This is a genomic window from Mycobacterium intermedium (assembly GCF_002086275.1).
Taxonomy (GTDB): domain Bacteria; phylum Actinomycetota; class Actinomycetes; order Mycobacteriales; family Mycobacteriaceae; genus Mycobacterium; species Mycobacterium intermedium.
On the sequence record NZ_MVHT01000155.1, the window covers coordinates 1 to 7,021 of the forward strand.

At 69.1% G+C, this 7,021-nt stretch carries 6 protein-coding genes; 5 read left to right on the top strand and 1 reads right to left on the bottom strand.

What is annotated here, in order from left to right:
• The first annotated feature begins 118 nt into the window (after positions 1-118).
• The 4 genes from BST27_RS29200 to BST27_RS29215 all read left to right on the top strand — a co-directional run bounded on the left by BST27_RS29200 (position 119) and on the right by BST27_RS29215 (position 3,228).
• Entirely contained in the window at positions 119-409 is a 291-nt protein-coding gene (locus BST27_RS29200; RefSeq protein ID WP_069421140.1) for a hypothetical protein, read from the top strand.
• Positions 410-485: 76 nt separating this feature from the next.
• Entirely contained in the window at positions 486-788 is a 303-nt protein-coding gene (locus BST27_RS29205) for a DUF3349 domain-containing protein (RefSeq protein ID WP_069421141.1), read from the top strand.
• 101 nt (positions 789-889) lie between these two features.
• Positions 890-1,939 (top strand): o-succinylbenzoate--CoA ligase, encoded by a 1,050-nt coding sequence (gene menE / locus BST27_RS29210; RefSeq protein WP_232007386.1) that lies wholly within the window; start codon positions 890-892, stop codon positions 1,937-1,939.
• Positions 1,939-3,228 (top strand): APC family permease, encoded by a 1,290-nt coding sequence (locus tag BST27_RS29215; RefSeq protein WP_069421142.1) that lies wholly within the window; start codon positions 1,939-1,941, stop codon positions 3,226-3,228. The genes menE and BST27_RS29215 overlap by 1 nt, the downstream gene beginning before the upstream one ends.
• On the opposite strand, the gene BST27_RS29220 is transcribed toward BST27_RS29215, so the two are convergent.
• Complete coding sequence (locus tag BST27_RS29220) at positions 3,225-5,174, bottom strand: DUF7159 family protein (protein WP_069421143.1); 1,950 nt, start codon at positions 5,172-5,174, stop codon at positions 3,225-3,227. The two genes, BST27_RS29215 and BST27_RS29220, sit on opposite strands and share 4 nt — an antisense overlap.
• 367 nt (positions 5,175-5,541) lie before the next feature.
• Here BST27_RS29220 and BST27_RS29225 point away from each other — a divergent pair.
• On the top strand, positions 5,542-7,021 hold a 1,480-nt coding region (locus BST27_RS29225), incomplete at its 3' end, for a DUF7937 domain-containing protein (protein WP_428842045.1).

Consider the following 7,021-nt stretch of genomic DNA (forward strand, 5'->3'; position numbering starts at 1 on the left):
GGTAGATGGCTGCGGAGGCAGCGACCAACGCCGAGAAGCCGATGATCGCGCCCGGGTAGCCGCCGAGCTCCCCCATCGTCAGCAACGAGAACCCCGTTCTCAGCGCGGGCAACCCCTCATGAGCAACTGGTTCAACTTCGCGGCCACGGTCAAGATTCTGATCTTCAGCCTGCTGGCCGGCGCCGCGTTACCGGGACTGTTCGCGCTGGCGGTGCGGCTGCAAGCCGCCGGTGCCGGGGACATCAGATCCAGCCGCTCAGCACCACACAGGAACCCATTACTCACAGTGCTCGCCTGGCTGATCTACGCGTTGGTGCTCACCGTGATCATCGTCGGGGTGCTCTACATCGCCCGTGATTTCATCGCGCACCACACCGGCTGGGCTTTCCTCGGAACCAAACCAAAGTAGTGTCGTCCTTGTCCGTTGCCTGACGTTTGCCCAAGCCTCAGGTTTGCCGACGCCGCCCAAGGGAAGTTGTAGCACCGTGAACAATTTTCTCTCCGCGATCGTGTCGTGGTTGCGCGCGGGCTACCCCGAAGGTGTCCCCCAGACCGACTGTTTCGCGGTGCTGGCCCTGCTCGCCCGGCGCCTGTCCAACGACGAAGTCGTCGAGGTCGCCAACGAATTGATGCGTCGCGGAGAGTTCGACCAGATCGATATCGGTGTGGCGATCACCCAGATCACCGACGACCTGCCCAGCCCGCAAGACATCGAGCGGGTGCGAGAGCGGTTGGACGCCAAGGGATGGCCGTTAAGCGAGGCCCGCGACAACGAGGAGCGGGCATAGCCGTCCTGCGCGCGGTGCGCGTTCCCGCCGGTGCTGCCACCAGCCTGTTGTTGCCCGCGCTGCAACGGGTTCTCGAAGGCCGCGATCCGGCGCTTCTTGCGATGCCCGCTCGCGACGAGCCCGCAACCATGCTGCGCGACTTGCGAGTTGGCGAGCCGATCGACGACGACGTGGCCCTGGTGGTGACGACGTCCGGCACCACCGGCCCGCCCAAGGGCGCCTTGCTGACCGCCGCGGCTCTGACGGCCAGTGCGACGGCCACCCATCGCCGTCTCGGTGGTCCGGGCAGGTGGCTGCTAGCCGTCCCGCCGTACCACATCGCCGGTCTGCAGGTGCTGGTGCGCAGTGTGATCGCCGGGTCCACCCCCGTCGAGCTGGACGTCTCGGCGGGGTTCGACATCAACCAATTACCTGATGCGGTAAGACAATTGGGCTCCGGACGACGGTATACCTCGCTGGTCGCCGCTCAGCTTGCCAAGGCACTCACCCTGCCCGCGACGGCGGCCGCACTGGCCGAACTCGATGCCGTCCTACTCGGCGGTGGCCCGGCACCCCGGCCGGTCCTCGAGGGCGCGAAGGCCGCCGGCATCACCGTGGTCCGCACCTACGGGATGAGTGAGACCGCGGGGGGCTGCGTGTACGACGGCGTTCCGCTCGACGGGGTTCGGATGCGCGTGCTGGACGACGGCCGCGTCGCCCTGGGCGGCGCAACGTTGGCGAAGGGCTATCGCAACCCGGTGCATCCCGACCCGTTCGCCGAACCGGGCTGGTTCTACACCGACGACCTCGGCGCGATCGACGACGCGGGGGTGCTGAGCGTGCTCGGCCGCGTCGACGAGGCGATCAGCACGGGCGGATTGACGGTGCTCCCCCAACCGGTGGAGGCCGCGTTGTGCACTCATCCGGCGGTCGGCGACTGCGCGGTTTTCGGCCTCGCCGACGACCGACTGGGACAGCGGGTGGTCGCCGCGATCGTGGTCAACCGCGGTTGCGCACCGCCGACGCTGGACGCGCTGCGCGCACATGTCGCGCGCACCCTGGACAGCACGGCCGCTCCCCGCGAACTGCACATCGTCGACGAATTGCCGCGTCGCGGCATCGGCAAGGTCGACCGGGCCACGTTGGTGCGCAGCTTCGGCGGAGCGGGCTGATGGGCGACCAGCCGGCCCTGGCTCGCCGCCTCGGTACCGGCGACGCGGTGGTCATCGGGCTGGGATCAATGATCGGCGCCGGTGTGTTCGCGGCATTCGGTCCCGCGGCGCGGGCGGCGGGTATCGGCTTGCTGGCCGGTCTGGTGCTCGCGGCCGCGATCGCCTACTGCAACGCAACCTCTTCGGCTCAACTCGCGGCGGTCTACCCGACGTCGGGCGGCACGTACATCTACGGCCGGGAGCGACTCGGCCCGTGGTGGGGTTTTCTGGCCGGTTGGGGATTCGTCATCGGCAAGACCGCCTCGTGCGCTGCGATGGCGCTGACCGTCGCCTCCTACACCGCCGGCAACCTGGGAGCTCCCGCCTATGTGCAGCGCGGGGTCGCCGTGGCCGTGGTGGTGGCGCTGGCCGCGCTGAATTACCGCGGCGTCACCAAGACCGCGACGCTGGCCCGAATTTTGTTGGCGTGCACGGTGATTGCGTTGACGGCCGTGGTGATCGGCATCATGATCGGCATTGCCGGCGCGGAAGCCAAATCCGGCTCGACACAGTCCCTCACCGCCGGCTGGGCCGGTGTCACCCCATATGGGGTGCTGCAGTCGGCTGGGCTGCTGTTCTTCGCCTTCGCGGGTTACGCACGCATCGCCACGATGGGCGAAGAGGTGCGCGATCCCGCCCGCACCATTCCCAAAGCGATAACGCTGGCACTGGCCATCGCCGTGCTGATCTATCTGGTCGTCGGGGTGGCGGCGTTGCTGGCCGCGGGCCCGGACCGCCTTGCCGATGCCGCGGCGCCGCTGGCCGAGGCATTGCGCGCCGCCGGCGCCGGGGGGCTGGTCCCTGTCGTTTCCGTCGGCGCCGCGGTGGCCAGCGCCGGTGCGCTGCTGGCGCTGATCGCCGGGCTGGGGCGCACGTCGCTGGCGATGGCCCGGCACCGCGACCTCCCGCGCTGGCTGTCCGCGGTGCACCCGCGCTACCAGGTGCCCCACCACGCCGAGATCGCTGTCGCCGTGGTGGTGTGCGCGCTGGTGGTAACCGTGGATTTGCGCGGCGTGATCGGATTTTCGTCGTTCGGGGTGCTGATCTACTACGCGATCGCCAATGCGTCCGCCTATACCCTGCCGCGCCGCGGCTGGCGCCGCGCCGTCAACGTGTTCGGACTGCTCGGTTGCGTGGTGCTGGTCGCGACGCTGCCGTGGCAATCCGTGGCAGTGGGGCTGATCGTGTTCGCGGTCGGGGTGGTTGGCCGCGTCGTGGTGCTGCGGCGGGTCAGTCCAGGGGCGGATTAGCTCCCGCCACTCCCGCGGGTTGAGCCCCCGGAACGACCGCTGCCGCCGCTGCTGCCGCCGGCGCCACCACCACCAAAAAGGCCCCCTCCAGTCCCGCCGCCGGTCGGCGGCTTCGGGGCGACGGTCGGGACCTGTACCGGTGGCTTCGGAGCGACGGTCGGCACCTGGACCGGCGGCTGCGGCGCGACGGTCGGCACCTGGACCGGCGGCGGCGCCACGGTCTGTTGCGTCGGGGGCGGCGCGACGGTCTGCTGCGTCGGCGGCGGCGCCACGGTCTGCTGCGTCGGCGGCGGCGCCACCGTCTGCTGCGTCGGGGGCGGCGCCACCGTTGTCGGCTGTGGCGCAACGGTTGTCGGCTCCGGCGCGACCGTCGTCGTGGGCTTGGGCTGCGTGGTGGGCACGGTGGTCGTCGGCGCCGCTGTCGTCGTCGGCACTGTCGTCGTCGTTGGCGCCGTCGTCGTCGTGGGCGCCGTCGTCGTGGGCGCCGTCGTCGTCGTGGGCGCCGTTGTCGTCGTCGGGGCCGTCGTCGTCGTGGTCGGCGGTGTCGTTGTCGTCGTCGGCGGCGTCGTCACCGTCGTCGTAATCGGCGTCGGCGAGACGGTCGGCATGCCGGGCTGCCAGCCCGGCCACGGAATGAAGACCGGAAGCGGCACCGGGGCGGGCACCACGGCGGGCGGTGCCGGCGCCGGTACCGGGGCGGCCGGGGGCGGTGCCACGCCGCCGCCGTACTGCGGAGCATTCTGGAGCGGCGCGAGGTTGCCGCCCTGGAACCCGAGAGTCGGAGCATCGGCCGGCGGCGGTGGTATGGGCGCTTGCTGCTCGGTGGGCAACAGCGGCATGAACTTCCCGGGCTGGGCGTTCTGGTGTCCCTCGACCGGCAGCGACGAAGCCGTCGGCCGCACGGTGACCGCCACCGCTACCGCCAGCGACGCGAATCCCAGGACCGCGAACGCGATGACGCCGTTGGTGATCAGCAGCGACCGCAGGTTGAGCTTGTTCGGTTCACCCGCCTCCGGGTCGTTGACGGCTTCGGCGTCTTCGACGAATTCGTCCTCGTACAAGGGGTTCCCGAACTCGTCGTATTCATCGGCCAGCGGGAGCACGTCGTAGTCGCTGGCCTGGGAGTACGCCAACTGTTCGTCCTGCGCGCTCGGCGCCCCGGCGTCGGCCGACGGCACGAACGCGGTCGCGTCGCCGGGTATGGGCGCGGCCGTCGTCGCGTCCAGCGGCACACCCGTGGGCCCCGAAGATGGCAGAGCCGTTGTCGCTCCGGGAGCCAGTCCCGGGTGCGCCATCGTTGCGCTGGATGCGCTCGCCGGATCGGCCGAAATGGCGGCGCCACGGGCCAACGCGAAGGTGGGGTCCTCCGGGATCTGCACATCCATGGTGGAGGCGGATCGCAGCTGGTCGGCAAACATCGCGGTTTGCTCGGAAGACGAGCCCACCACCAACACCTCGTCGGGGCTGCTGGTCTGACTGGGTATCTGCGACAGCAACGTGTCGAAGGTCGACGTGGGGTCGGATTCGACCGGCGCGGCGGCCATCATGGTCGGCGGCGCGTCCGGAGAATCCATCGTCGACAGGCTCGCCGTCTGGTCGCCCACCAGCAGCACGGCTGCACCGGGCCCCCGCGTGTTCAGCAGGGCCGTGGCCGCGTCGGTTTCGGACAACACCTCAACGTTGGAGACGCCGGACTGCAGCAGGGTGTTGCGCAGCCGATCGGCCAGGCCCCAATCGGACCAGCACAGACGGGTGGCGCCAAGCCGGTGACCCTCGTCGGCCAGCAACCGGTTCGTTCCCACGATGGTTTCGGCCAGCACCCCGATCGGGTTCGGGCCGGTGTCGACGGAGTACTGGTCGATGACCGGGTTGCCCTCAGCCGCGGAGCCGACGAGCGCCAAGCGCGCGACCCGGCCCGTGACCGCCACCCCCAACACTAAGTCCACTTCCGGCTCTCCTTCGGCTGGCTACCCCACAACCAGCAGTCCATCGGCACTAGAATGCGTACCGTCGGCAATATTCGTCATCCGCGACGAGGTTCCCCTGTGAGCGCAGCGTAACTGGATTCCCAAACCAGTGGCGACGGTCAAAGCAGATACCGTTCATGTTCATAACCTGCTCACAGCCACTGCCGCAACGTTCGAATGGAGAATATGTTCGCAGTCGAACAACGCAGCGGTGATGGAGGGGGTTCCCCTGTTGCACTATCAACGTTGCGCCAGCAGCAACCGACCTTGATCCCTGGGGGGCATCGTGACCGTGAGCAGTGACGACACTCCGACCGGCCCCATCTCGGGTACGCGGGGGCAGCTGGTGGGTCCCCCTCCGGCGACACCGGCATCGATACGAAAGCGGAACCTCATCCGCGACCTGACGACGGCGACATTGTTGATCGCCGCCGCGTTGTTCCCGTGGAATCTTTACTTCGGCCTCGGGGTCCCCGACAGCAAACAGCTGGTGTTTCTGGTGCTGGGCGTGGTCACCCTGCTCTCGCTGATCTCCCTCGCCGTGTCCTACGTGGGGCCCTGGAAACTGTCCGGCGCGGGCGGCAACTCGGCGACGGCGGGCCGGGTCCGCTTGGCGCTCAACGTCCCCTACCTGCTGCTGGTCCTGGGGTTCATCGTCTTCGACGCGTTCGAATCGATCCGATTCGGCGGCACCGTGCACGTGCCGGGCGGTGTCGGCCCGGGGGCATGGCTGGGAGTCGCCGGCGCGCTGTTGAGTGCCCAACCACCCCTAACGCGTCCCATCGAAGGCGACGACGGGCACTACGGCAAATGGCTGCGGACGGCGCGGCTGATCGGCTACGCGTCGATCTTCGGGGCGGCACTGAGTTCGGGTTTCAACCTGAGCTGGCGGATTCGGTACGCGTTGCGGGGTTCTGACTTCGGCACGCAGAACGTCACGGTCATCGTCACGGCGGTGGTGTACGGGGCCGTGGCCTTCGTCGCGGTCGTGGTCGCGTCACGCTGGCTGCTCAAAGGCACCAAGGACGCCCGGCTGACCGCCCTGGCATTCGGCGCGTCGTCGCTGGTCGCCGGGATCATCGTATGGCTCCTGCCGGTCGGCCGGGAGATCGATGCGTTCCACAGCATCGCGCAAAACACCTCGACGGCGGGCGTCGGCTACGAGGGCTACCTCGCCTGGGCGGCCGCGGCGGCGATTTTCGCGCCGCTGGCCCTATTCGGGTCGGGCCGGCGGATCGAGAAGGATGTCTGGCGCGCGGCGCTGCGCAACGGGTTGTTGCTCATCGCCGTCTGGGCCCTGGGGTCGATGCTGATGCGGCTGACCAGCCTCATCGTGGACGCGATTTTGAAGTATCCGCGGTCTATCTACGACAGCACGACCCTGGCCGTGTTCGACCTGATCACCGCGGCGCTGGCGCTGTGGTTGTTCCTCAGCCTCAGGGTCAGCGGGCCGCTGCGGCGGCGGCTGGTCACGTTGTTGGCCGGTTTCGTGTTCGGACTCACCCTCGTTCGGATCATCCTCGGTGTGCTGCTGGCACCTCGCTTCGACCAATCCAACGTCTCGGTCAACCCGGTCTACGGAAACAACCTGGCGGTGCAGATCACCAGCACCTTCGACGTGGCGCTGTGCGGGCTGGCCCTGTGCATCTTCCTGGCCATCATCCTTCGGGGTCGTTCGCGTCGAGCGCCGCGTCCGCCGCAACACCCGCGTCGGCCACGGGCTAACGCGCCCGCCCCGCGCCCCGCACCCGTGCCGGGCGGTGTCGGCCCGGGGGCATGGCTGGGAGTCGCCGGCGCGCTGTTGAGTGCCCAACCACCCCTAACGC

What these genes read in the sequence shown, in the direction of transcription:
- BST27_RS29200 (WP_069421140.1), top strand. Translation starts at nt 119, where the DNA reads ATGAGCAACTGGTTCAACTTCGCGGCCACGGTCAAGATTCTGATCTTC.
- BST27_RS29215 (WP_069421142.1), top strand. Translation starts at nt 1,939, where the DNA reads ATGGGCGACCAGCCGGCCCTGGCTCGCCGCCTCGGTACCGGCGACGCG.
- menE (WP_232007386.1), top strand. Translation starts at nt 890, where the DNA reads ATGCCCGCTCGCGACGAGCCCGCAACCATGCTGCGCGACTTGCGAGTT.